Origin of the sequence: Actinomyces oris, from assembly GCF_001937445.1 — a bacterium.
GTDB classification, from domain to species: Bacteria; Actinomycetota; Actinomycetes; order Actinomycetales; family Actinomycetaceae; genus Actinomyces; species Actinomyces acetigenes.
The window spans coordinates 95,569-117,879 of the sequence record NZ_MSKS01000001.1 but is presented as its reverse complement, the minus strand read 5'-3'; the positions used below and the strand labels follow the sequence as shown (position 1 = coordinate 117,879).

Sequence of the window (22,311 nt, the reverse complement as noted above, 5' to 3'; positions counted from 1 at the left end):
TGGCCCCAGGACGACCTCAACCGGACCCGGATCGCCAGGCGCATCCACTGCCTGCAGGTCTCTGCGAGTACAACGCTAAGATCAGCCGGGCCTCACGCCGCTCGGACGCCGCCGAGCCCAGCCTTGTTGGGGCATCGTCACACGCCCTTCCGTGTCCCCCACGGCGCGGACGGGGTAGGCTGCTGGCGGTTCCTGCAAGATTCTTGCAATCGAAGGATCATGCAGCCGCTGCCATCGCCGTCCCATGAGGAAAGAAGTCATGCCACAGAACCTGGTCACAAGCGCCCCCGCGCAGGTGCGCGCCGTATCCGGTCGACCCGAGACCGCAGCCACCCTCATGGAGGTCTGGCAGGGCCTGTCCGCCGCCGTCGTCGACACTATTGCGGACGACTGGTACGCCACCGAGCAGAAGTACAGCGCCGGGCGCCAGGAGCACTACTTCTCCGCCGAGTTCCTCATGGGCCGCGCCCTGCTCAACAACCTCTCCAACCTGGGAATGGTCGACGAGGCGCGCGAGGCCGTCGGCTCCTTCGGCGTCAGCCTCAGCGACGTCCTGGAGCAGGAGCCCGACGCCGCCCTGGGCAACGGTGGTCTGGGCCGCCTGGCCGCCTGCTTCCTCGACTCCTGCGCCACCCTCGACCTGCCGGTCAACGGCTTCGGCATCCTCTACCGCTACGGGCTGTTCAAGCAGCTCTTCGAGGACGGCTTCCAGACCGAGCACCCCGACCCCTGGATGGAGGAGGGCTACCCCTTCGTCATCCGCCACGAGGAGGCCCAGCGCCTGGTGCACTACCGGGACATGACCGTGCGCGCCATCCCCTACGACATGCCCATCACCGGGTACGGCACCAAGAACGTGGGGACCCTGCGCCTGTGGAAAGCCGAGCCGCTCGAGGAGTTCGACTACGACGCCTTCAACTCCCAGCGCTTCACCGAGGCCATCGTCGATCGCGAGCGCACCTCGGACATCTCCCGCGTCCTCTACCCCAACGACACCACCTACGAGGGCAAGGTCCTGCGGGTTCGCCAGCAGTACTTCTTCTGCTCGGCCTCCCTACAGCAGATCGTCGAGAACTACGTCAGCCACCACGGTGAGGACCTGACCGGCTTCGCCGACTTCAACGCCATCCAGCTCAATGACACCCACCCGGTGCTCGCCATCCCTGAGCTGATGCGCATCCTCCTGGACGAGCACCACCTGGGTTGGGAGGAGGCCTGGGAGGTGGTCACCAAGACCTTCGCCTACACCAACCACACGGTGCTGGCCGAGGCGCTGGAGACCTGGGAGATCTCCATCTTCGACCGCCTCTTCCCGCGCATCACCGAGATCGTTCGCGAGATCGACCGCCGCTTCCGCATGGAGATGGCCGAGCGTGGCCTGGAGCAGGACACCATCGACTACATGGCCCCCATCTGCGGGGACAAGGTGCGCATGGCCTGGATCGCCTGCTACGCCTCGTACTCCATCAACGGCGTCGCCGCGCTGCACACCGAGATCATCAAGCGCGAGACCCTGGGCGAGTGGCACGCCATCTGGCCCGAGCGCTTCAACAACAAGACCAACGGTGTCACCCCCCGCCGCTGGCTGCGCCAGTGCAACCCGCGCCTGTCGGCGCTCCTGGACGAGGTCACCGGCTCGGACACCTGGGTCAAGGACCTCTCCGTCCTGGCCGAGCACACCGACTCCGTGGACGAGTCCGTCTACGACCGTCTGGCGGAGATCAAGCACGCCAACAAGGTGGACTTCGCCGCCTGGATCGCCCAGCGCGAGGGGATCGAGATCGACCCGGAGGCCATCTTCGACGTCCAGATCAAGCGCCTCCACGAGTACAAGCGCCAGCTGCTCAACGCCATCTACATCCTGGACCTGTACTTCCGCATGAAGCAGGACCCGAGCCTGCAGGTCCCCAAGCGGGTCTTCATCTTCGGGGCAAAGGCCGCTCCCGGGTACATCCGGGCCAAGGGCGTCATCAAGCTCATCAACACCATCGCCGAGCTGGTCAACAACGACCCCGTGGTCTCCAAGACCATCAAGGTCGTCTTCGTCCACAACTACAACGTCTCCCCGGCCGAGCACATCATCCCGGCCGCCGACGTCTCCGAGCAGATCTCGATGGCCGGCAAGGAGGCCTCAGGCACCTCCAACATGAAGTTCATGATGAACGGCGCCCTGACCCTGGGCACGCTCGACGGCGCCAACGTGGAGATCCTGGAGGCCGTCGGGGACGACAACGCCTACATCTTCGGCGCCACCGAGGACGAGCTGCCCGCCCTGCGTGAGAGCTACGACCCCGTGTGGCACTACGAGAACGTCCCCGGTCTCAAGCGCGTCCTGGACGCCTTCACCGACGGCACCCTGGACGACAACGGCTCGGGCTGGTTCGCCGACCTGCGCCGCAGCCTGCTGGAGGCCTCCCACGAGCCGGCCGACGTCTACTACGTCCTGGGCGATTTCGCCTCCTACCGCGAGACCAAGGACGCCATGGCGGCCGGCTACGCCGACACCCGTGCCTGGCAGCGCAAGGCCTGGGTGAACATCACCCGCTCGGGCCGATTCTCCTCCGACCGCACCATCAGCGACTACGCCCGCGAGGTCTGGAAGATCGACCCCGAGCCCATCGCCTGATCGTCACGGCATGAGCGAGTGCCCCTCACCACGACCGGTGAGGGGCACTCCTTTTCCCGTATGCGCTGGGCGCCGCCACGTCCTCAGCAGGGCCCGCCGAGGATCAGTAGAGCATGGTGGCCAGGCGGCGACGGGCCTGGGCGACCTCCGGGGAGGTGGAGCCGATGATCTCGAAGAGCTCGAGCAGTCGCAGCCGGGCCGTCTCCCGCTCCTCCCCCACGTGGGTGCGCACGGCCTCCAGGGCCCGGCCGAGGGCGGCGTTGACATCCCCCAGGGCCAGGGCGGCGTCGGCACCGGCCAGGGCCGCGGTCAGATCCGTGGGCGCGGCGTCGGCGGCTGCGAGGAGCTCGTGGGGGTCCTGGCCGTCCAGGCGGGCCATGAGGCGCACCTGGTTGCGGGCCACCTTGAGGTCGTCGTCGCCGGGGTTCTGGGCGATGGCGTGGGTGTAGACCTCCTCGGCGGCGGCGAAGTCCCCGGCCTCGATGGCCTCGCGGGCTGCCCGCTCGACCTCTGTCTCCTCAGGCTCTGCCTGAGTGTCGGCGCCGGCCGCGCCGTCGACGGCGATGGTGCCGTTGACACCGTTGGCGGCCGCCACTTCCAGCAGCTGGTCGATGACCGAGCCCAGCTGCTCCTGGGGCACCGTCCCCTGGAACATCGGCACCGGCTGGCCCGCGATGAGGGCCACGACGGTGGGGACGGCCTGAGCCTGAAGGGCCTGAGCGACTTCGGGGGCGGCATCCACGTTCACGCGCGCCAGCTGGAAGCGGCCGGCGTACTGATCGGCGAGCTGCTCCAACGCGGCGGCGAGGTCGGTACTGGCCTGGCTGCGCGGAGTGTGCAGGATGATGACGACGGGAACCCGGGTCGAAACCTCGGCGGCCTCGCGCAGGCTGGAGGCATCGACGTCGACCACGAGCGGCACCGGCAACCCGGAGGCTCCTGAGGGGCGATCCCCGGCGGTGGGGCTCGGGGTGGCGCCGGTAGAGCCGGCCGGCTTGGTGGCGGGGGCGAAACTGGACAGGTCGACGGCGCCGAACATGCTCATGGCAGCTCTGCCTTCCTCGGGCCGCAGCCCGGTTGCTTCATTGGTCTGGGTCTTTCAGTGTCCGTGGGCGCCGGCGCGGTTGGCAGGCCTCACGCTGCTCACCGGTCTGGGCGCGCCTGCGGCCCGACTCCGAGCAGTCACGGAGCCGGGCCGGGGACCGGAGGCGGTCAGGACGGCTTGGCCGACGCCGAAGCCGTGGGGGCCGGCGTCTTGGAGTCGTCCCGCTCCACCTTCATGAGCGCCGTCTCGGCGCCCAGAACGGTCACCTTCTCGCTGCTTCCCTTCTTGGGGATGGAGAAGGCCACCATGGAGTCGTAGGTGGCGGTCACGGTGCCGAGGATCTTCTGGTTACCACCCATGTGAGCGGCGACGTCACCCTGCAAGGTGAGGTCGGAGCCGTCAACGGTACGCTTGTAGACCACCGTGAAGGTCAGGGTGGTGAAGACCAGCGCCCCACCGTCCCCCTCCTCCAGCCGCAGGCCCTGGAACCCGTCCTGACCGGGAACCGCCGTCACGGTGACCTCGCCCAGGGACTTGAGATCGGTGCTTCGGGCGGCCTGGACCTTCTGACGCAGGTTGTCGTCGGGGAAGGCCTTGCCGTTCTCACCGTCGGGGTGGTTGAGCGCATCGACGTAGGAGTCGAGAACCGCCTTGGGGGTGGCGACCAGCCCGGTGGACTCGGCCGTCACCTGCTTGGCGTGCTGGGCCGACTGCTTGGTCAGCACGGGAATGCTCGCCTGCACGGCGAAACCCTGCACCCAGGCCCACACCTTGAACTGGTCCCGGGCCGAGCCCTGCTCCAGGGAGATGATCGAGACGCTCTTGTCGCCCTCCGAGGCGACCGCGGCGTTACGGGGGAAGCCGACGGTCTGCCCCACTCCCCCTCCCTGGATCTTCGTGGTCATGGCGTGGATGAAGGAGTCGTTCCCGCTGGCGGAGGCGGTGGCGTACTCGGCGGCACGGATCCGCGCCGCCGGACCGGACATGACCTCCTTGAGCTTGTCCGCGTTCTTCTCCTTATCCGCCGCCGCCAGACCGGTCTGGACGCGCTGGAGGATCTCGGCGAGCTGCTTGTCGTTGAGGACGGGCTCGGCGATCGGCGTACCGGAGGCCACGGTCTGGGCGGTCTTGGGCTGAGACCGCGAGCAGGCGGCCAGGCTCAGGGCGATGGCGGAGGCACCGCCTGCGCTCAGAAAGGCTCGACGGGTGGACATCATGCGCGCTCCTGGTTGTCGGGGTCCGCGGTGGGGTCTGGCTCACTGAGGGGCTCGGCGTCAACGGCCTGGATGACGGAGGGGTCGGCCTGCGGAGGCAGCTCGACGCCGTCGGAGTAGGAGGGCCACGACACGGTGGTCGACATCGCAGAGGAGTCCCCGAAGAAGCCGCTCGGGGAGAAGGCGGGGCCGCGCGCCGGCTCGACCTCCTGCTCACTCCAGCTCAGCGACGCGTCACTCACCTCCGGCTGGGCGAATCCGGTCGGCGCCTGGAGGGCGGGGTCCTGCGACGGGGCCGAGGAGGCCGCGTCCTGGAACTCGGCGGTGTCGGTCTCGAAGGACTGCGCATCGTCACCGCCCGCCACGTGGCTGGTGTGGTGCTCCGGCGGTGCGAAGCGGGAGTGGTCCGGGGCGTCGGCGCCCTGGTCGGCCACCTGGTCCGCGCCCACGGCCATGTGACCGGCACCGACACCGGTGCCGACGTCGTCACTGAGAGCCGGGGGGTTGGAGTGAGCCGACGAGTCGGAGGTGTTGGCAGCATCCGAGGTGATGGCCAGCGCCTCACCGTCCTGGAGGCCCTCCGGCTCCCGGGCGGCCCGGTACTGCCGGGTGGCTGTCTCATCAAGACCTGGGACGACGGACGCGCCTCGGGCAAGGCCGGCAACCGCGTGGTCGCCCTGCCCGCCGTGGCTCTCACCGTAGGAGGCCGCGGCTCCGTCACCGAACCCGCTGCCGGAGCCGGCACTGAGCCCGGTTGAGGGGCCGTCGTCGTAGCCGTCGGCGGAGAGGGCCTCAGCTGCCGAGGGGGCGGAGAACGTCTCGACGCCGTCGAGGTAGACGCGCCCGGTGCGCGGGTCGGTCCAGGGCTCGCCCGAGGCCTCGGCGCGCTCCTTGTCCCGCAGCTCTCGGCGGGTCAGCCGTCGGTCGGGATCGTCCACCTGGGGGATGCCCTCGGTGGAGACCGAGTCGGCGTTGGCGATGCGGGCCGCCCGCTCGGCCGAACGGGTGCGCCGATCGACATCGGTGCGGCGCAGCTGGAGGTCGATGAAGAACAGGAAGGCCCCCACGAGCACGAAGAGGCTGCCCAGAACCAGTCCCCCGTAGAAGTACCAGGGCGTCTCCACCTGGCGCTTCCAGCTGATGGTTAGGCCGGGAGCCGGGGCCTTGCCGTCGGTCATGGCCATGACGACGACCTGCTCGTCAACGCTCTTGCTCGGCAGCATGGCGCGGTCGGCGTCCTTGCCGGTGTTGAAGGTGACTGACGAGCCGCCGGTCTTCTCCCCCAGCCAGATGTCGGAGCCCGAGGCGGTCACGCCCTTGGCCTTGCGCGCCGAGCACTGCGAGCCGCCGGCCTGCGCGGAGGCTGAGGGCTGCGCGGAGGCTGAGGGGTGAGAGGAGGCCGCCACGGAAGGAGCGGGAGTGGCATTGGCCGGCGGGCAGTACTGGGTCTCGTCCCTGGAGGACAGGGTTCCGGCATCGGCGTCGATACTGGTGACCACCGTGTAGGGCAGCGCGTTGTCGGCGTCGGGACTCATCCAGGCGTCGAGGTCGGCCGCCCTGGCCACGAAGAGGTGGACGTCCTTGCCGTCGGAGGAGCTCGCCGTCACGGTGACGTCAGAGTCCGCACCACTGAGAACCCCGGGGGCTGTGATGACGTAGGGCTGAGAAGGGCCGGAGGCGAACTTCGCCTCGACCTTGGAGCCGGGTTTCCAGATGGTGGCCGAGCAAACGGCCAGGGCGACGAGGACCAGCCCGAGGACGGTCACTACCACGCTCAAGATACGTCGACTCACGACGCGGATCTCCTATGCTCGCGGACGGTTGGACGACGGCCGGCTGCGGAGCCGGGTATCGCTGCGAGCGCTCACCGTGCGCCCGCCTAGGACCAGAATCGCATGACGGACCCCGCGACCGCACCGACCTCGGCGCAAGATCACAGCCAGACACGCGCTGAGCGAAGCGATATCTCCCGGAATTCCGCCAGCAGAAAGGGCCTCGCCGCACCGTCGAGCGGCGCTGCGGTCTCGAAGCGGAAACGGGGGAACGCGCGAAGAAACGCGCGCACGAGATCGGACACGCCCGAGCAGTCCACCAGTGCATCCATCCGCGACTCCTCCTGCTCGGTCGGGAACCGAACCACCACCGGCTTTCTGTGAGTATGGTCACTCTTTTGTGATTACCGCCCTGATCACACCCAATCGTTAGGCTTGACCTGGTGGTGAGCGTCCCCGGCTCGCCAGGAGGAGGAACCCGACGTGGCTGAGGAATACAGCGAGTTTGCCATCACGATGCGCGGTTACGACCGCGCTCAGGTCGACCGGAAGCTGGAGCAGCTCTCGCGCCAGCTGGCCGACGCGCGTCGCGAGGTGGCCAGTCTTGACCAGCGCGCCATGACGCTGGCCGGCGAGCTGGCCGATGCTCAGCGCCGGCTGCGGGAGTCCGACAAGCCGACCTACGCCGGCCTGGGCTCACGGATCGAGCAGCTGCTGCGCAGCGCCGAGGAGCAGAGCGCCTCCGTCCTGTCCAAGGCCAACGCCGAGGCCGACGCCCTGCTGACCCGGACCCGGACCAACGCCAAGAACCTCTCCGAGCGCAGCGCCTCGGAGGCGGCGACCCTGCTCGCCGACGCCCGCCGAGAGGCCAGCGAGCTGCGCTCCCGCTCCCAGGGGGAGGCCTCGACCGCTCTGGCCAACGCCGAGGCCCGCGCCCAGGAGCTGGTCTCCTCCGCCTCGCGCAAGGCCGCCCAGATCTCCGCCGAATCCGAGGCGGCCGTCACCGAGATGCGAGCCAGCGCGGAGCGCGAGGCCGCACTGGTCCTGTCCCAGGCCCGCAAGCAGGCCGCCGAGATCGCCATCACCTCCGAGCGCGACGCCACCGCCAACCGCGAGGCGGCCGCGGCCGAGGCCGACGAGCTGCACAAGACCTCCACGGCGAAGGCCGAGGAGATCCTCTCCGCAGCCAAGCAGGAGGCCGAGCTGACCGTTGGCAAGGCCAAGCGCGAGGCCGAGGAGATCCTCACCTCGGCGCGCAACGAGTCGGAGACACTGCGTCGCTCGGCCACCGACGAGGCGGCCGCGGCCCGCGCGGAGGCCACCGAGCTGCGCCAGCAGGCCACCCTGGAGATCGCAGCGGCCCACGAGCAGGCCGCCCAGGAGGACTCCGACGCCCACGAGGCCACGCGCGAGCGCATCCGTGAGATGCAGGAGCAGGCCCAGATCCAGGCCCAGGAGGCCGAGGAGCGCCTGCAGGAGGCGCTGTCCCGGGCCGAGGAGGTCCGCGCGCGCACCGACGCCGAGGCCCGCAAGCGCCAGGAGGAGGCCGTCTCCCAGGCCGAAGAGACTCTGGCACAGGCCCGCATCGAGGCCGAGCAGATCATCAGCGACGCCCGTGCGGACGCCGACGTCACCGCCCAGGTGGCCGCCCGCCAGCTCCAGGAGCTTGAGCGCCAGCGCGACTCGGTCGCCGCCTACCTCACCGAGATGCGCGGCGTCCTGGGAGGCGCACTGCCCCAGGCCCCCACCTTCTCCGACCACGTCGCAGCCCTGCCTCAGGAGTCGAGTCCGGCTCCGGCTCCGGAGCCGCCCTCCACGGAGTCGGCGGAGTCGGCAGGGCCGGCAGCGTCCGGCAGTGCCGGCAGCCCGCGCTCCGCCGCCTCGGGCAGCGCCTCCTCCGCGCCGTCGGCCACCTCGGCGGCCCCCGCGCCGGCCGAGAACAAGGCCGCTGCGGCCTCAGGCAGTGGCCAGCAGCCGGCCCCGAAGAACGCCCAGAAGGGCGGCCCCGCTCGCATCGAGCACGTCCCGGCCCCGGGGAAGAGCTCCAACGGCTCCGGTAACTCCGGCAACTCTGCCAACCGCCACCCCCGTCAGGGCAAAGGACGTCGCTGAGACGCTGACATGACAGCCGACGACGCCGCCCGGTCCGAGACCGAGTCCACCAGCTCTAGCGGTTCTGGTGACTGCGACTGGGCGGCGTCGCGTCGTCGTGCGGCCGCGCAGCGGGCCCGCATGCTCCAGGAGCGTCAGGATGCCGAGCACGCCCGGGCCGCCCGCATCGTGGGGCTCTTCCTCACCGTCGCCCGCAAGGAGGGCCTCCAGGACATTCCTCTGCGGGTGCGCGGCTACGGGGGCGGTAGCGCCCGAACCCCGTTGCGCGGCTGGTACCTGAGGGCCGACGAGACGGTCGGCATCGACACGCAGGGGAGCTACTACGTCCTGTCGATGCCGCTGAGCCTGGGGCAGCGCCTGCGCGGGGTCAGGCCCGAGAGCCAACCGGTGCCGATGACCATCGGCGAGGGCGGACGCGACGGGGACATCGTGCCGCTGCGCTTCGCGCTGGACCGCCTGCTGCCGGGCTGGGAGGAGCGCTGCGAAGAACCGCTCGTGTGACTCTCAGCCCCGCTGCCCCGCCGTCTCCCGCCGGCGTCGGGCTCTACCAGAGGCGCCGCTCCCAGCATGAGGTGTGCCAGTGACGCCGCTCCTCCAGTCCGCGGTCGGCTCCGAAGAGGGACTCATTGCTCCAAGCCACCACGTGCGCGGTGCCGGCCGGGATGACGCGGTGGCAGCCGGGACAGGTGTAGGACTTGTCCCCGCCACGCAGGTGGCGCACGGTGAAGTCGGCGCCGCCGGGGCCGGTCTGGGTGCGCGGCACGGAGGCGAGACGGTCCATGCTCAAGGGGATGTGCCCCTGCCCGTAGGGGCGCTTGGATCTGCGACGTGCCATGCCCCGATCACATCACATCCGGCTGCCGTCCCCAAGCCGGGGCGGCAGCCGGATGCGAGAGCAGGCGGCAGCGTAGGACGCGGGGCGAGCGGTCCGGGCCGGTCTCAGCCCTTGACGGATCCGGCCATGAGGCCGCCGACGAAGTACTTGCCCAGCAGGATGTAGACCGCCAGGGTCGGCACCGAGGCGATGAGCGCCCCGGACATGGAGGCCCCGTAGTCGGCCAGGATCGAGCCGTGGGCCAGGTTGTTCAGCGCCAGCGTCACCGGCCCGGACTGCGCCCCACCGCCGAAGAACAGGGCGAACAGGAAGTCGTTCCAGGCGGAGGTGAACTGCCAGATGAGGACGACGACGAAGCTGGGCACCGAGATCGGCAGGACCACCGAGACGTAGGTGCGCAGCATGCCGGCCCCGTCGACCCGGGCGGCCTCAATGAGCTCGTGGGGAATGGTCTCGTAGTAGTTGCGGAAGATGAGCGTCGTGATCGGGATGCCGTAGACGACATGCATGAGGATCAGCGTGTGGATCCCGAAGCCCAGGTCGGCGCTGGTCACCAGGCGCATGAGCGGGATCATGACCGCCTGGTAGGGGATGAACATGCCGAACAGGATGAGGGTGAAGACCACGTTGGCCCCGGGGAAGCGCCACTTGGACAGGACGAAGCCGTTGGCGCTGCCCAGCATCGCGGAGATGATCGAGGAGGGGATGACCAGCGCCAGGGAGCGCAGCAGCCCGCCACTGAGCTGGTTCCAGGCATTGGACCAGTTCTTGGTGACCCAGACCTCGGGCAGGTACCAGGTCCGCGAGGGGTCGGCGTCGGCGGATCCCTTGAAGGAGGTGACCAGCAGGACGTAGACCGGGATGAGGACGAGGACCACCGAGGCCAGCAGCAGGATGAAGCGGATGGTCTGGCCCCAGCCGGGGCGGCGCGGGCTGCGCGTCGTGAGTGCCTGTGTCATCGCCGCTCACCTCCTGCCCTTGGCGTCGTGGATGAGGTAGGGGATGACGGCGACGGCGACCAGGACCAGCAGGATCGTGCCGACGGCGGCGGCGTTGGAGTAGTCGTTGTCGGTCATGAAGTTGAACATGTCGATGGCCGGGACCTTGGTGGAGTAGGTGCGCTGGTCCGTGATCGACATGATGAGGTCGAAGGACTTCAGGGACATGTGTCCGATGATGATGACGGCGCTCAGGGCGATCGGGGTCAGCTGGGGGAAGATGATCGACTTGTAGAGCTGCCACTCGCTGGCGCCGTCGACCCGGGCGGCCTCGCGCAGGTCGTCGGGAATGCCGCGGAAGCCGGCCAGGAAGAGCGCCATGACGTATCCGGCCAGCTGCCACACGGCCGGCAGCGCGATGGCCAGGATCCCCCAGGTGGTGTTCTGGGTCCATGAGTTCTCCAGGAACCTCAGGCCGGTCATCTCGAACAGGCGGTTGAGCCCGGAGGCGCTCTCCCCCTGCGCGGAGTTCAGCAGCCACCGCCACACCACGCCCGAGGCCACGAAGGACACGGCCATGGGGAACAGGAAGATGGAGCGGAAGATCCCCTCCCCCTTGATGGGGCGGTCCAGGAGCCATGCCCACAGGAAGCCGACCACGAGGGTGCCGGCCAGGAAGGTGACGGTGAACAGGATGAGGTTGATGAAGGAGTGGCGGAAGTCCGGGTTGCCGAACAGGGTCGTGAAGTTGCTCAGCCCGACGACGGTGGTCCCCCTGCGTCCGGAGACCTGGCCGGCGGTGTGCATGTCCAGCAGGGAGGTGTTGATGTTGATGCCGATCATCCCGTAGACGAAGACGCCGACGAGGATGATCGAGGGCGAGATGAGCAGGAGGCCCGGGCCCCACTGCCTCCAGCTCGCCCGACGGCGCCGCACGGGGGCGCTCTTGGTGCTCACAAGGTTCTCCTGATGCGTAAGTGACGGAAGGGTTCCGCCTGTCGTGGTGATGAGCGCCGGCTGGGTGATCGGCGGGAGGGTGACCCCGGGGACGGGGACGGACCGGAGCGGGCGCACGGCCCGCCCCGCCCCCGGGGAACCGGTCAGGAGGCGGCGGCCGCCTTGAGGTCGGCCTGCAGGGCGGTGACGTCTGAGGCGCCCTGGGCGAACTTGGTCAGGGCGTCGTTCATCGCGTTGGTGGCCTTCGACGGCAGGGCCGCGCCGTGAGCGATGGAGGAGACGATCTTGTCCTTGGCGAAGGACTCCATGGCCGAGCGCTGGTAGTCGGAGAACTTGCCCTTCTCCTCGTCGGTGAGGTCGGTGCGGGCCGGGATGGAGCCCTTGACCGTGTTGAAGGCGATCTGGCCGTCCTTGGAGGAGATGGTGTTGAGCCAGTTCTTGGCACCGCCGGGGTGCTTGGCGCCGTCGGGCAGGGTGAAGGAGTCGGCCAGGAAGTCGAAGACGCCGTCGGTGCCCGGGACCGGGAAGTAGACGTAGTCCTGGCCGGCCTTCTTGCCGGCGGCGTCGAAGCCGGCCACGGCCCAGTCTCCCATGACGTTGAAGGCGGCCTTGCCGTCCATGATGGGCTTCATGGCGGGTTCCCAGTCCTCGGTGTAGAGGGAGGAGTCGGTGAAGCCCACGATGGTCTTGTAGTGCCCCAGCGCCTTGGTGACCTCGGCACCGCCCCAGTCGGTCTTGCCTGCGAAGAGCCCGTTGTAGGCGTCCACGCCCAGGTCGGCGATGAGGATGGTCTCGAGCAGCTCGAGCTGGGTCCAGGCCATGCCCATGGTGATGGGCGTCAGGCCGGCGGCCTTGACCTTCTCCATGTCGGCGATCCAGGCGTCGATGGTGGTGGCGGGCTTGGTCGGGTCGAGCCCGGCGGCCTTGAGCGCGGGCACCGAGGCCCACACGACGTTGGCCCGGTGGATGTTGGAGGGCACGGAGTAGATCTTGCCGTCGGAGTCCTTGAGGCGGTCCATGAGGGTGGCCGGGAAGGCCTCGTTGAGCTTGAACTCCTCGTAGAGGCTGGAGACGTCCAGCAGGTAGCCGGCCTCGATGTGGTCCTTGATCTCGGCGCCGGCGTGGGCCTGGTAGGTGTCCGGCGGGTTCTTGGCGGCCAGGTCCGCGGCGAGCTTCTGCTTGGCCTGGCTGCCGGCGCCGCCGGAGACGGCCTTGTTCTCGAACTTCGTCTTGGGGAACTGCTGGTTGAAGACCTTGATCAGGGCGTCCAGGCCGAGCTTCTCCGAGCCGGCCGACCACCAGGTGACGACGTCGACCTGGCTGGCGTCCCCTTCACCGGCGGCTCCACCGGACTTCGAGCCGGAGCTGCCGGAGGTCGCGCAGGCGGCCAGGGTGGCGGCGACTGCAGTGGTTCCCAGCCCTGCCAGCACGGCGCGGCGGGAGAGGTAGTGGGTGGGACGCATGGGACTGCTCCTTAGAAACGACGGTGTCTCATGACCACGGCACCGTTGCCGCGGGCTGGGAGCTCAGATGTTGTCTAGTCATCTGAACTCCCCAGGAGAGTAGACCTAAACTGAGCGAAACTCAAACACATAGTGCGTAAACAATCATTGTACTGGTCGTGAGCTACAGGTCTATACCAGCAACGACGGAGATTCATTCCCCACCTCATCCGCTACAAACGTGAAAAAAGTCCTCGCCGCTCAGGTGAGCGGCGAGGACCATAGGACAGGAGCGGACAGAGACTCACGGTCCCCCCGCGCTCCCAGGGTGGTCCGTACCAGGAACGGGTCGGGATCGAGCGGGATCTCAGGGCGAGCCCGGGCGCCGATCCGGAGGGCTGGAGAGACTCAGATGAGCCCCATGGAGGCCACCGTGCTCTTCTCCTCGACGAGCTCGGCCGCCGAGGCGTCGATCTTGGCGCGGGAGAAGTCGTCGATCTCAAGACCCTGGACGATCTTCCACTCGCCGTTCTCCGAGGTGCAGGGGAAGGAGGAGATGATGCCCTCGGGAACGCCGTAGGAGCCATCGGACATGACCGAGGAGGAGGTCCAGGACCCGGAGGTGCCCAGCACCCAGTCGTGCACGTGGTCGATGGCGGCCGAGGCGGCCGAGGCGGCCGAGGAGGCACCGCGCGCGTCGATGATGGCGGCGCCGCGCTTGGCGACGGTCGGGATGAAGTCGTTCTCGACCCAGGCCCGGTCGGCCAGGATGTCGGTGATGGGGGCGCCCTTGACAGTGGCCTGGGTCAGGTCGGGGTACTGGGTGGAGGAGTGGTTGCCCCAGACGGTGACCTTGTCGATGTCAGTGACGTGGCAACCGGCCTTGGTGGCCAGCTGAGCCAGGGCGCGGTTGTGGTCCAGGCGGGTCATGGCCGTGAAGCGCGAGGAGGGGATGTCGGGGGCGTGCGAGGCCGCGATGAGAGCGTTGGTGTTGGCGGGGTTGCCCACGACGAGCACCTTGATGTCCTCGGCGGCGCCGGCGTTGAGGGCCTCGCCCTGGGGGCCGAAGATGCCGCCGTTGGCGGAGAGCAGGTCGGCGCGCTCCATACCGGCCTTGCGGGGCATGGAGCCGACGAGGAAGGCGATGTTGGCGCCCTCGAAGGCGGCCTTAGGATCATCGAAGATGTCGACGCTGCCCAGGGTCGGGAAGGCGGAGTCGAACAGCTCCATCGCGGTTCCCTCAGCGGCCTTGACGGCCGGCGGGATCTCCAGCAGGCGGAGGTTGACTCGCTGGTCCGGGCCGAGCAGGGCACCAGAGGCGATGCGGAACAGCAGGGCGTAGCCGATGTTGCCGGCAGCACCGGTGATGGTGATGTTGACGGGAGCGTTTGCCATCGAGGACTCCTTCGAGACGTGTGTCGTCGCGGGCCGCAGGCGGCAGCCCGGCAGGACAACGCTATGACGTTCGCGCAGGTGAATACACCGATCCGCCGCGTTTCGTGACTCTCACCACTGCCTGGGGTCATGGAGGTGGGATTCCTCCTGGTGGCCCATCATCCCGGCGAGATACTCACCGCCCCTGACAACATCCCATCCTGGTCGATACGCTGGGGGCCTCCCCCAGCCCGTTTCTCGCCTCCAGGACCGTGATGAGCTCACGCCGATCCCCCGCGCCCATCCTCGCGCTGCTGCGCCGTGGCTCCCCGCCCCGCCCCGCCGTCTCCTCACCCGCCGGGCGTCGCTCAGGCGCCCTTTCCTTCGGCCTGACGCTCCTGGGCGCCCTGGGAGCCGGGTGGTGCCTCATCTCCACCGGACGCGTCCTGGGCGCCCTGCTGAGCTCCTCGCCTGTGGCGGGCCTGCTCGCTCAGGCTCTGGCCGCGGCCGCCGTGAGCGCCACCTGCCAGCTGCTGGCCCAGCGGGTTGCCCGCTTCAGTGCGCTCACCGAGGAGGCGCATCTGCGCCGACTCACCCTGGGCCACCTGCTGGGGCTGGGGCCGGCGCGCGCCGCCGACGCCCGCAGCGGCGCGACCGCCTCCCTGCTGACCGACGGCGCCGAGCGCGTGGCCCTCTACCGCCAGACCTTCCTGGCCCCCACGCTGGCTGCCGCAGCGGCGCCCCTGCTGGTGCTCGTCGAGCTGGCTGTCGTCGTCGACGTCGTTCCCGCTCTGGTCCTGGCAGCGGCCGTCATCGTGGTGCCGGTCTTCATCGCCTGGTGCCACTCGCGGCTGCGAGCCTCGTCGTCGGAGTCCCGACAGGCGCGGATGCGTCTGGCCGCCGAGTACCTCGACGCGATCCAGGGTCTGCGGACCCTCACCCTGGCCCGGGCCGCGGAGCGCACCAGTGCGCGCCTGCGCCTGGAGGGGGAGTCGAACCGCCGCGCAGTCATGGGGCTGCTGGCGGGCAACCAGCTCGTCATCCTGCTCACCGACGGCCTGTTCTCGCTCTTCCTCATCACCGTGGCCGCTGGTCTGGCCCTGCTGCGACTGTCCACCGGCGTGATCGATGTCGGTGACGCCTTGGCGATCGTCCTGACCTCCTACGTGCTCCTTGAGCCGCTGGACCACGTGGGCGCCTTCTTCTACGTGGGCATGGGCGGGATGGCCAACCAGCGCGCCATCGGCAGGATCCTGTCGCGCCCCCTGCCGAGCTCCACCACTCGGCCCACGGCCCGGACCTCCCCCGCGGCGAGCGCGCAGACCGCCGTCGTGCTCAACGACGTCGAGGCCGCCTGGGACGCCGCCCCGGTGCTGGAGGGCGTGAACCTGAGCGTGCGCCGCGGCGAGAGCCTGGCGGTCGTGGGCCCCTCGGGGGCGGGCAAGTCGACGCTCATGGCGATGCTCGCCGGCAACCTGCTGCCCAGTGGCGGGTCCGTGTGCGTCGAGGGCACCGAGCTGAGCGCCGCGACGCAGGATGAGGTGCGCTCGGCCTCCGCGCTGGTGGCGCAGACGACCTGGCTGTTCACTGGGACGATCGCCGACAACCTGCGTCTGGCCCAGCCCTACGCGACGCCGTCGCAGTTGTGGCAGGCCCTGGAGGTGGCCCGCCTCGACAAGGAGGTGACGCTCATGCCCGAGGGGCTGGAGACGCAGGTCGGTGAGGCCGGCCTGGGGCTGTCGGGGGGTCAGGCCCAGCGCCTGTCCCTGGCCCGCGCCTTCCTGGCCGACCGCCCCGTGCTGCTCCTGGACGAGCCCACCAGCCAGGTGGACCTGGCCAGCGAGGCGGCCATCGTGGAGTCCCTTGAGCAGCTGGCCCAGGGCCGCACCGTCGTCACCATCTCCCACCGCGTCGGGGCGCTGACCGCAGCGGACCGGACGGTGAGGGTCGAGGCCGGAGCGGTCCACGAGGTGGACGGAGCCGGGGCACCCAGATCCTCCGGCACAGCGCCCACCCAAGAGGCCACACAGCCCGGGGCCCACGAGACCGAGGAGCCCTCCCCCGAGGCCACCGACGGCAATCACCAGGAGGAGCGGGCATGATCCGGTCGATCCAGTCGAGACGGTCCTCAGCGCCCCACTCGCAGGCAACCGGCGACTCGGGGCAGCGCAGCCGGACCGGCCGGGCCGATGCCTCCACGCAGGTACCTGTCTCGCGGGCGATGCTCGTGCGCTGGCTGCTCCAGGTCACCCACCCGGTCCTCTCACCACTGCTGGGCTCCACCCTGTGCCGTATCACTGACATGCTGTGCGGCGTGGCCCTGTTCTCCTTGGGCGCCTACACCGTGGCCCGTACGGGTCTGGCGATGGCGACGGACGCACCGGTGCCGGCCATCTGGCCGGTCCTGGCCGTCATGGCCGGACTGTCCCTGCTCAAGGCGGCCCTGCGCTACGCCGAGCAGTTTCTGGGGCACCTGGTGGCCTTCAAGGCCCTCGAGCTGCTGCGCGGCCAGATCTTCCGCTCGCTCATCCCCCGCTCCCCCAGGGTCAGCGCGACGTCACGCTCGGGCGACCTGCTGTCGCGGGCCACCAAGGACGTGGACCGGATCGAGGTCTTCTTCGCCCACACCTTCGCTCCGGCGGTCTGCGTCGTCGTCGCGCCGATCACGGTGCTCACGGTTATCGGTCTCAAGGTCTCCTGGGTGGTGGCCCTGGCAGCGCTCCCCTTCGTGGTGCTCCAGCTGCTCATCGTGCCCCGCCTGGGGTTCGCGGCCTCGGTGGACGCCTCCCGCTCGGTCTCGGCGGCACGGGCGGATCTCACCCAGCACGTGACCGACACCGTTCAGGGCATGAGCGAGGTCGTCGGGTACGGGCGCAGCCAGGAGCGTCTCGATGAGATGGCCAGGATCGACGCCGAGATCGCCGGTGCCGCGCGGCCAACCGGGCAGTGGGCCTCCGTGCGCCGAGGCCTCAACCAGCTGGCGGGTCTGAGCGCGCCGATCGCCGTCGTCGCCGTGGGTGCGACGCTGCCCACGACCGGCTCGGGCGCAGGCGTCCCCCTCCTGGCTGCGGCGGCCGCTGCGGTGCTGCGGCTGTCCGAGACAGTGCGCGGCGTCGAGGAGCTCTCGGGCGCCCTCAATGCCTCCTTCGCCTCGGCCGAGAGAGTGTGGGAGGTGGTCAACGCACCCGTGGAGGTGCGCGACGGCGATGAGGAGCTGACCGCCGGCATCTCCCACGAGGTCCTGTGGCAGGACGTCACCTACTCCTACCCCAACACCGCCACCCGGGCCGTCCGCGGCGCCAGTGTCAGGGCCAGGGCCGGACGGTGGACCTGCATCGTGGGGGCCTCCGGAGCGGGGAAGTCCACACTGGCCCAGCTGGCGGTACGCTTCGATGAGCCGGACTCGGGCCGCATCCTCATCGACGGCCAGGACGTGAGCGACCTGCGTGCCGTCAGCCTCTACCAGGAGATCGGTCTGGTGGATCAGCGGATCCACCTCATGCGGGCCACCATTGCGGACAATGTGCGCCTGGCGGCACCGTCGGCCACTGACGCCCAGGTGCGCCGGGCGTGCCAAGCGGCCTGCATCGATGAGGACATCGAGGCCCTCGAGGACGGTTACGACACCCTTGTGGGCGAGCGCGGCCAGTCCCTGTCCGGGGGTCAGCGCCAGCGCCTGGCACTGGCCCGCGCGCTCCTGGCCCGTCCCGGGGTGCTCATTCTCGATGAGTTCACCTCGCACCTGGATCCTGACCTGGATGAGCGGGTGCGCATCGGGGTGCGCACCTATCTTCCGCAGGCGACGATCATTGAGATCACTCACCGCCTGCAGTGGTCCGAGCAGGCCGACCACGTCGTCGTCATGGACGCGGGGGCGATCGTGCAGACGGGGCCGCCGGCCAAGCTCCTGGCCGAGCCCGGAGCGCTGCGCACACTGATCGGCCGTCGTTGAGACAGCGGCGGGCGCAGGCGGATTCAGGCTGAGACACTGGTCGGGCGCCGGGAGTCGATTGACTCCCGGCGCCCGATCGGCTGACTGCGATGTACTCGGTTCTACTCGCCTGAGCGGGTGGCTGCGGCCGAGGCCTCGAGCTCCTCGGGGCTGACGACCCCTTCGACGCTGACCGCGTTGAGGTAGGCCATGCCGTCGAAGGAGAGCTCGCGAACGTTCTCCGGGTCGCCCTCGTCGTTGACGGAGCCGCCCGCCATGCGGTCCACGATGATGGCGATGGCGCCGTCACCGGTGACGTTCGTGGCGGTGCCGAAGGAGTCCAGGGCGATGTAGGTGGCGATCATGAGGGCCACCTGCTGCTTGTCGAAGCCGAGCATGGAAGACAGCAGGCCGGTGGCCGCCATGATGGCGCCCCCGGGGACACCCGGTGCGGCCACCATCGTGATGCCGAGCATGAAGATGAAGCCGATCCACTGGGCGGTGCTCACGTGCAGGCCCTGGGTGAGGACGATCGCGAAGGCGAAGGAGAAGATCTTCGAGGTCGACCCCGCCAAGTGGATCGTGGCGCACAGGGGGACGGTGAAGGAGGCCACCGCGTCGGAGACGCCGTTCTTCTTCGTCTGACGCAGGGTGACCGGGATCGTGGCCGCGGACGAGGAGGTGCCCAGAGCAGTCAGGTAGGCCGGGAGCATGGTGAGCAGTGCCTTAAGCGGGTTGCGGCGGCCGATGAGTCCTGCGGTGAGGAACTGGATGCCCAGGATGACGACCTCGAGGATGAGGACCACGACGACGACGCGCAGGAGCGCCTTCATCACCGCCCCGGCCGCCCCGGTGTAGGTGAGGTTGAGGAAGATGCCGAAGATGTGCAGGGGCAGCAGCGGGATGATGATCCGCTCGATGAGGCGGGTGATGATGGCACGGAACTCGATGAAGCCCTTGCGCAGCACGCCCCGGGGCACCATGGACAGGCCGATGCCCAGGACGAAGGAGAGCAGCAGGGCGGTCATGACCTCGACGGCCGGCGGCATCTTCACCGTGAAGTAGCTGCTCAGAGCCCCTTCCGGCTTGGCGACATCAGCCAGAGAGGTTCCGGCGAGCAGACGGGGGAAGGTTGCGTAGCACACCAGGAAGGTGAGGAAGCCGGCGAAGAGGGTCGAGGTGTAGGCCAGGGCCGTGGTGATCCCGAGCCACTTGCCGGCCCCGCGCCCCAGGTCGGCGATGGCGGGGGTCACCAGGCCGATGATGATGAGCGGGATGGAGAAGCTGAGGAACTGGCTGAACAGGTCAGAGAAGGTCGCGAAGACATTGCCGACGGGCTTGGGAATGAGCGGGTGGCCTCCGAAGCGGACCGAGCCCAGGAGCAGGGCCAGCAGGATCGCGCCAATGACCCAGGTCAGGATGCTGTGGCTAAGACGATGAGCCAGCGAGGGCGAGGCTGAGGGATTGCTTGACATGGAGGGACCTTCAAGGTGTGAAACGAGATGACAAGATGTCTTGACTGGGGCCAGCGTGCCATACCGCTCGGTCACGGCGCCGAACCGGACCGAAGAATGAGCATTTCCAGGGCACAGATCACACAGGGCGGCGCACAGCATCACCGTGAGAACTCAGGCGGCGTGAGGATTGCTCCCCGCTCACAGGATGCGGGGCAGGTTGACGTAAGGCGATAGGAGGAACAGGACGGCGGCCAGGCCGATGCCGAGGACGACGTCGAACAGGCGGCTGCGCGCCGCCAGCCAGGTGCCGTCGGGGCGCTGGAGGCGGACGATGGCCAGCATGAGGATCCCGGTGGCCGTCCACAGGACGGCGATGCGGCGGTGCCCCAGCAGCGCGATGGTGGGGACAGCTGCCAGACCGAGGGCCACGAGGACAACACAGATGGTGCGGTAGGGCTCCTTGTGCTCGGCCTGCTGGGGATGCGGGTCATGAGTCACGGGCAGGAGCCTATCTGCGCGAGGGATGCGGGTCCATGACCTGTCTCCGACTCGCACACCCGCCTTGTGCCTGGCGCGAGGGGTCGGGCACAAGGCGGCGCATGCGGCTCAGTGGGAGAAGTGGCGGGTGCCGGTGAGGTACATGGTGACGCCGGCGGCCTGGGCGGCGTCGATGACCTCCTGGTCACGGATGGAGCCTCCGGGCTGGACGACGGCGCGGACCCCGGCGTCGATGAGGACCTGGAGGCCGTCGGCGAAGGGGAAGAAGGCGTCGGAGGCGGCCACGGCCCCGCGGGCACGCTGAGGCGCGGCGGCACCCGCCAGCACCTCGGACGCATCGGCCCCGCCGACAGCGCCCTTCTCCTTCTGGGAGCCGTTGGCGGCGTCGCCGGTGGAGCGGACCCCCAGGGTGTTGGCGCGCTCGACGGCCAGCTTGCAGGAGTCGACGCGGTTGACCTGCCCCATGCCCACGCCGACGGTGGCGCCGTCATGGGCCAGGAGGACGGCGTTGGAGCGCACGGCCCGCACCGAGCGCCAGGCGAAGGCCAGATCGGCCAGGAGCGCGTCGTCGGCGGCCGGCCCTGCGGCCAGGGTCCAGGCCGAGGGGTCGTCACCGTCGGCGTCCAGGACGTCGCGTTCCTGGATGACGGCGCCTCCCGTGACCTGCTTGATCTCGTAGCCCTCACGCTGGGGGGCCTCGACGAGGAGCAGGCGGAGGTTCTTCTTGGTAGACAGGATCTCAACGGCCGCGTCCTCGAAGGCGGGGGCGGCGACGACCTCAGTGAAGATCGGCTTGATCTGACGGGCCATCTCGGCGGTGACGATGGCGTTGGTGGCGATGACGCCGCCGTATGCCGAGACCGGGTCGCAGGCGTGGGCCTTGCGGTGGGCCTCGGCGACGTCACCTGTGGCCGAGACGGCGATGCCGCAGGGGTTGGCGTGCTTGACGACGGCGACCGTGACGGCCTGGCCGTGGTCGTAGGCGGCGCGCACGGCGGCGTCGGTGTCGGTGTAGTTGTTGTAGCTCATGGCCTTGCCGTGGAGCTGGCGGGCGCCGGCCACTCCCCCGCTCGCCCCGGCGGTGCGGTAGACGGCCGCCCGCTGGTGGGGGTTCTCCCCGTAGCGCAGGCTCGCCAGGCGCTCGTAGCCGACGCCGACGTAAGCCGGCGGCGCGGCCGGCCCGCGCGAGTCGGCCCCGGCCGCATCGGCCACGTCCGTGGCGTCGGCGACGTCGTCGGTCTCGACCTGGCCGGCCATCCAGGTCGCCACGGCCGCGTCGTAGGCGGCGGTGTGGGCGAAGGCCTCGGCGGCCAGGCGGCGGCGGTCGGCCAGGGTGAAGCCTCCTTCTCGCACGGCGGCTGCGACGTCGTCGTACCGGCCGGGGCTCGTGACCACGGCGACGGCGGGGTGGTTCTTGGCGGCGGCGCGCACCATCGTGGGGCCGCCGATGTCGATCTGCTCGACGCAGGCGTCGAAGGGGGCGCCGGAGGCGACGGTGTCGGTGAAGGGGTAGAGGTTGACGACGACCAGGTCGATGGGGGCCACGTCCAGGGTGACCAGCTGGTCGAGGTGGTCGGGCTTGCGACGGTCAGCGAGGATGCCGGCGTGGACGGCCGGGTGGAGAGTCTTGACCCGACCCTCGAGGCACTCGGGGAAGCCGGTGACCTCCTCCACCGGGGTGACGGTCAGGCCCGCGGCGGCGATGGTGGCGGCGGTGGAGCCGGTGGAGACGATCTCGATGCCGGCGTCGGCCAGGGCGCGGGCGAGCGGGACGAGACCGGTCTTGTCGTAGACGGAGACGAGGGCGCGGCGCACGGGGACGCGGTCGGGGCTGATGAGGCCCTCGGTGGGGACGTGGGCGGTGGGAACCGTCTGACTCGTGGACTGCGAGGACTGGGACGACGACGGGGACGTTGACGAGGACATGGCACTCCTGGTGCGGCGTGAGGAAGCGGGACGCCCAGGCGGGCGACGTCCCGTTCATGGACGGCCTCGGCCACTCCCCGGTGGTGCCCCACCCTCGCCAGTCGCAGCCAGTCCCATCCTATCCGGTGGTGGCCACGACGGCACCGGGAAGGAGCGCGCCCTCTCCGTGCCCTGACATTTTCCA

The 22,311-nt window shown here is 69.6% G+C and carries 17 protein-coding genes and 1 riboswitch; of the genes, 5 read left to right on the top strand and 12 right to left on the bottom strand.

Annotation, left to right across the window (positions count from 1 at the left end; all coding sequences use genetic code 11):
* Positions 1-259 precede the first annotated feature (259 nt).
* Positions 260-2,626 (top strand): glycogen/starch/alpha-glucan phosphorylase, encoded by a 2,367-nt coding sequence (locus BKH20_RS00455; RefSeq protein ID WP_075389481.1) that lies wholly within the window; start codon positions 260-262, stop codon positions 2,624-2,626.
* 103 nt (positions 2,627-2,729) lie between these two features.
* Here the strand turns inward: BKH20_RS00455 and BKH20_RS00450 are convergent, their stop codons facing one another.
* From BKH20_RS00450 to BKH20_RS14185, 4 genes are all read right to left on the bottom strand, one after another.
* Positions 2,730-3,671, bottom strand: a complete 942-nt coding sequence (locus BKH20_RS00450; RefSeq protein WP_075389480.1) for a tetratricopeptide repeat protein — start codon at positions 3,669-3,671, stop codon at positions 2,730-2,732.
* 167 nt (positions 3,672-3,838) lie between these two features.
* On the bottom strand, positions 3,839-4,888 hold the full coding sequence (locus BKH20_RS00445) for a Tat pathway signal protein (RefSeq protein ID WP_075389479.1): 1,050 nt from the start codon (positions 4,886-4,888) through the stop codon (positions 3,839-3,841).
* On the bottom strand, positions 4,885-6,678 hold the full coding sequence (locus BKH20_RS00440; RefSeq protein WP_075389478.1) for a hypothetical protein: 1,794 nt from the start codon (positions 6,676-6,678) through the stop codon (positions 4,885-4,887). The genes BKH20_RS00445 and BKH20_RS00440 overlap by 4 nt, the downstream gene beginning before the upstream one ends.
* 140 nt (positions 6,679-6,818) lie before the next feature.
* Positions 6,819-6,989 carry a hypothetical protein gene (locus BKH20_RS14185; protein WP_178388524.1) on the bottom strand — a complete coding sequence of 57 codons (171 nt, stop codon included), beginning with the start codon at positions 6,987-6,989 and terminating at the stop codon, positions 6,819-6,821.
* Positions 6,990-7,140: 151 nt separating this feature from the next.
* On the opposite strand from BKH20_RS14185, the gene BKH20_RS00430 reads away from it, so the two are divergent.
* Both BKH20_RS00430 and BKH20_RS00425 read left to right on the top strand, forming a co-directional pair.
* Entirely contained in the window at positions 7,141-8,769 is a 1,629-nt protein-coding gene (locus BKH20_RS00430; RefSeq protein ID WP_075389476.1) for a DivIVA domain-containing protein, read from the top strand.
* A 9-nt stretch (positions 8,770-8,778) separates the two neighbouring features.
* Positions 8,779-9,270 (top strand): hypothetical protein, encoded by a 492-nt coding sequence (locus BKH20_RS00425; RefSeq protein WP_075389475.1) that lies wholly within the window; start codon positions 8,779-8,781, stop codon positions 9,268-9,270.
* Between the two features lie 43 nt (positions 9,271-9,313).
* Here BKH20_RS00425 and BKH20_RS00420 read toward each other — a convergent pair whose 3' ends face one another.
* The 5 genes from BKH20_RS00420 to BKH20_RS00400 all read right to left on the bottom strand — a co-directional run bounded on the left by BKH20_RS00420 (position 9,314) and on the right by BKH20_RS00400 (position 14,336).
* Complete coding sequence (locus BKH20_RS00420; protein WP_070659509.1) at positions 9,314-9,604, bottom strand: hypothetical protein; 291 nt, start codon at positions 9,602-9,604, stop codon at positions 9,314-9,316.
* Between the two features lie 104 nt (positions 9,605-9,708).
* Complete coding sequence (locus tag BKH20_RS00415) at positions 9,709-10,563, bottom strand: carbohydrate ABC transporter permease (protein ID WP_075389474.1); 855 nt, start codon at positions 10,561-10,563, stop codon at positions 9,709-9,711.
* A 6-nt stretch (positions 10,564-10,569) separates the two neighbouring features.
* Positions 10,570-11,499 (bottom strand): carbohydrate ABC transporter permease, encoded by a 930-nt coding sequence (locus BKH20_RS00410; protein ID WP_075372657.1) that lies wholly within the window; start codon positions 11,497-11,499, stop codon positions 10,570-10,572.
* A gap of 143 nt (positions 11,500-11,642) precedes the next feature.
* Positions 11,643-12,962 carry an ABC transporter substrate-binding protein gene (locus BKH20_RS00405; RefSeq protein ID WP_075389473.1) on the bottom strand — a complete coding sequence of 440 codons (1,320 nt, stop codon included), beginning with the start codon at positions 12,960-12,962 and terminating at the stop codon, positions 11,643-11,645.
* Between the two features lie 387 nt (positions 12,963-13,349).
* Positions 13,350-14,336 (bottom strand): malate dehydrogenase, encoded by a 987-nt coding sequence (locus tag BKH20_RS00400; protein WP_075372659.1) that lies wholly within the window; start codon positions 14,334-14,336, stop codon positions 13,350-13,352.
* A 254-nt stretch (positions 14,337-14,590) separates the two neighbouring features.
* On the opposite strand from BKH20_RS00400, the gene BKH20_RS00395 reads away from it, so the two are divergent.
* Complete coding sequence (locus BKH20_RS00395; protein WP_075389472.1) at positions 14,591-16,417, top strand: ATP-binding cassette domain-containing protein; 1,827 nt, start codon at positions 14,591-14,593, stop codon at positions 16,415-16,417.
* Complete coding sequence (locus BKH20_RS00390) at positions 16,414-18,267, top strand: amino acid ABC transporter ATP-binding/permease protein (protein WP_075389471.1); 1,854 nt, start codon at positions 16,414-16,416, stop codon at positions 18,265-18,267. Before BKH20_RS00395 ends, BKH20_RS00390 begins: the two co-directional genes overlap by 4 nt.
* A gap of 101 nt (positions 18,268-18,368) precedes the next feature.
* Here BKH20_RS00390 and BKH20_RS00385 read toward each other — a convergent pair whose 3' ends face one another.
* From BKH20_RS00385 to purH, 3 genes are all read right to left on the bottom strand, one after another.
* Positions 18,369-19,721 (bottom strand): dicarboxylate/amino acid:cation symporter, encoded by a 1,353-nt coding sequence (locus tag BKH20_RS00385; RefSeq protein WP_075389470.1) that lies wholly within the window; start codon positions 19,719-19,721, stop codon positions 18,369-18,371.
* Between the two features lie 180 nt (positions 19,722-19,901).
* Positions 19,902-20,201 (bottom strand): DUF3017 domain-containing protein, encoded by a 300-nt coding sequence (locus tag BKH20_RS00380; RefSeq protein ID WP_070659526.1) that lies wholly within the window; start codon positions 20,199-20,201, stop codon positions 19,902-19,904.
* Between the two features lie 108 nt (positions 20,202-20,309).
* Positions 20,310-22,127 carry a bifunctional phosphoribosylaminoimidazolecarboxamide formyltransferase/IMP cyclohydrolase gene (gene purH / locus BKH20_RS00375; RefSeq protein WP_075389469.1) on the bottom strand — a complete coding sequence of 606 codons (1,818 nt, stop codon included), beginning with the start codon at positions 22,125-22,127 and terminating at the stop codon, positions 20,310-20,312.
* 25 nt (positions 22,128-22,152) lie between these two features.
* A riboswitch (ZMP/ZTP riboswitch) is annotated at positions 22,153-22,242 on the bottom strand.
* Between the last annotated feature and the right edge of the window lie 69 nt (positions 22,243-22,311).

What these genes read in the sequence shown, in the direction of transcription:
- BKH20_RS00385 (WP_075389470.1), bottom strand. Translation starts at nt 19,721, where the DNA reads ATGTCAAGCAATCCCTCAGCCTCGCCCTCGCTGGCTCATCGTCTTAGC.
- purH (WP_075389469.1), bottom strand. Translation starts at nt 22,127, where the DNA reads ATGTCCTCGTCAACGTCCCCGTCGTCGTCCCAGTCCTCGCAGTCCACG.
- BKH20_RS00400 (WP_075372659.1), bottom strand. Translation starts at nt 14,336, where the DNA reads ATGGCAAACGCTCCCGTCAACATCACCATCACCGGTGCTGCCGGCAAC.
- BKH20_RS00405 (WP_075389473.1), bottom strand. Translation starts at nt 12,962, where the DNA reads ATGCGTCCCACCCACTACCTCTCCCGCCGCGCCGTGCTGGCAGGGCTG.
- BKH20_RS00450 (WP_075389480.1), bottom strand. Translation starts at nt 3,671, where the DNA reads ATGAGCATGTTCGGCGCCGTCGACCTGTCCAGTTTCGCCCCCGCCACC.
- BKH20_RS00415 (WP_075389474.1), bottom strand. Translation starts at nt 10,563, where the DNA reads ATGACACAGGCACTCACGACGCGCAGCCCGCGCCGCCCCGGCTGGGGC.
- BKH20_RS00420 (WP_070659509.1), bottom strand. Translation starts at nt 9,604, where the DNA reads ATGGCACGTCGCAGATCCAAGCGCCCCTACGGGCAGGGGCACATCCCC.
- BKH20_RS00455 (WP_075389481.1), top strand. Translation starts at nt 260, where the DNA reads ATGCCACAGAACCTGGTCACAAGCGCCCCCGCGCAGGTGCGCGCCGTA.
- BKH20_RS14185 (WP_178388524.1), bottom strand. Translation starts at nt 6,989, where the DNA reads ATGGATGCACTGGTGGACTGCTCGGGCGTGTCCGATCTCGTGCGCGCG.
- BKH20_RS00445 (WP_075389479.1), bottom strand. Translation starts at nt 4,888, where the DNA reads ATGATGTCCACCCGTCGAGCCTTTCTGAGCGCAGGCGGTGCCTCCGCC.
- BKH20_RS00390 (WP_075389471.1), top strand. Translation starts at nt 16,414, where the DNA reads ATGATCCGGTCGATCCAGTCGAGACGGTCCTCAGCGCCCCACTCGCAG.
- BKH20_RS00425 (WP_075389475.1), top strand. Translation starts at nt 8,779, where the DNA reads ATGACAGCCGACGACGCCGCCCGGTCCGAGACCGAGTCCACCAGCTCT.
- BKH20_RS00395 (WP_075389472.1), top strand. Translation starts at nt 14,591, where the DNA reads ATGAGCTCACGCCGATCCCCCGCGCCCATCCTCGCGCTGCTGCGCCGT.